The organism is Plectonema radiosum NIES-515 (assembly GCF_025753815.1).
GTDB classification, from domain to species: Bacteria; Cyanobacteriota; Cyanobacteriia; order Cyanobacteriales; family Nostocaceae; genus Hassallia; species Hassallia radiosum_A.
Window position 1 is genome coordinate 1 of record NZ_JAOWRF010000314.1, and the last position, 1,456, is coordinate 1,456.

At 36.7% G+C, this 1,456-nt stretch carries 2 protein-coding genes; one reads left to right on the top strand and one right to left on the bottom strand.

The window, feature by feature from the left end; genetic code table 11:
• Nucleotides 1-83: 83 nt before the first annotated feature.
• The gene (locus OGM63_RS21830) at nucleotides 84-1,160 is read right to left on the bottom strand and encodes an RNA-guided endonuclease InsQ/TnpB family protein (protein ID WP_263747761.1); all 1,077 of its coding nucleotides are present in this window, start codon (nucleotides 1,158-1,160) and stop codon (nucleotides 84-86) included.
• Between the two features lie 63 nt (nucleotides 1,161-1,223).
• On the opposite strand from OGM63_RS21830, the gene OGM63_RS21835 reads away from it, so the two are divergent.
• Nucleotides 1,224-1,403, top strand: a complete 180-nt coding sequence (locus tag OGM63_RS21835; RefSeq protein WP_263747762.1) for a hypothetical protein — start codon at nucleotides 1,224-1,226, stop codon at nucleotides 1,401-1,403.
• Nucleotides 1,404-1,456: the final 53 nt, after the last annotated feature.

Consider the following 1,456-nt stretch of genomic DNA (forward strand, 5'->3'; position numbering starts at 1 on the left):
CTGCTATATAAATCCTAGACAAGTCTAGACATTTACTTCTTACTTCAACGGGAGCATGGGAGCGGTTATCCCTCAGTAAGCTTTCACGATGAAGCCAACCGTGATAAGTTAATTGCCGCGTTTAAATCCCTGTCCATCGAATGACCACAACTTTGACAGTTGTAAGTTCTTTCTTTAAGGGGCATATCTTGAATATGTCCGCAATTTGAACAGGTTTTGCTCGACGGGAACCAACGACTAGCAATGATTATTTCACAACCAAACTTAAGCGCTTTATATTCCAACTGCCTTTTGAACTCATGGAAACCACAATCAGCGATTACTTGCGCTAATTTATGATTAGATAACATCCCAGAGATGTTCAAATCTTCTACTACTATTTTGGCGTGGTTTTTGCATAAGAAAGTAGTGATTTGGTGGATCGTATCCTTCCTGAGATTTGCTACCCTAGCATGATGTTTAGCGAGATGGATTTTAGCTTTATATCTGTTGTTAGACCCTTTGCTTTTTTTGGCAAACTTTCTAGATAACCTTCTGAGTTTTTCTAGATTAGTTTTGTAATACTTGGGATTAGGAAATACTACCCCCGTAGAGAGTGTAGCCAGTTCCTTGACCCCTAAATCAACTCCCACAAGAAGAAGCTGCTTAACAGTTGGTTCGTGTTCTTGTTCGTAAGCGAAAGCAATAAACCAACTATCAGCAGTGCGTGATATTGTGATTGATTTACAGGTTGTATGTGGTAAACCCTCGTAAGTTTTTACCCATCCGATTGTAGGTAGCTTTATTGACTTACCGCCAACGGGAATAAGTTTACCACCAGCATCAATAGTAAAAGAATCGTGGTGCCCTTTCTTCTTGAAGTTAGGATAACCACCTTTACCCGAAAAGAATCTAGAGAAAGAATCGCCAAGATTGTCGAAAGCGTATTGAGTTATCTTTTGACAGATGCCTGTTTCTTTTATCCATGTAAACTCAGGCTTTACGTGGTTGTTAAAGAACTTTTTTAGTATATATTTGTTAGGCTTTAATCCATTTGAGTAAAGTTCTTTCCAAGTAGCCAAACCCCAGTTATAGGTAAAGCGGGCAATACCTGCGTGTTTACACATAATTACTTCTTGGGTTTTACTTAGTTTTAACTTTGTTTTGATGGATAAAAGCATTGATTCGACCTTCAATGTTTGTTAAATTTAATATTACTATATTAATAGTGCAAACAAAGTGCAATGACTTTTAAGAAAAATCCTAAATTAGATGCATTACCTTTTAATGAGGATCTTTTTGATACATTGCCTGTGGGTTTTAAAGTAAAAAAAGGTGTTAAAGATAAATTAAAATCCGTACATAACTGGCAAGAACGGTTAAGAGAAATTGTTGATAATCTGATTGAAAATATAGGAGGGTAGTTGTCAATAATAGTCTAGACTTGTCTATGTTATTGCTGGCTTAGGACTAACTC

Coding starts and splice junctions, on each gene's coding strand:
- OGM63_RS21830 (WP_263747761.1), bottom strand. CDS start 1,160: ATGCTTTTATCCATCAAAACAAAGTTAAAACTAAGTAAAACCCAAGAA.
- OGM63_RS21835 (WP_263747762.1), top strand. CDS start 1,224: ATGACTTTTAAGAAAAATCCTAAATTAGATGCATTACCTTTTAATGAG.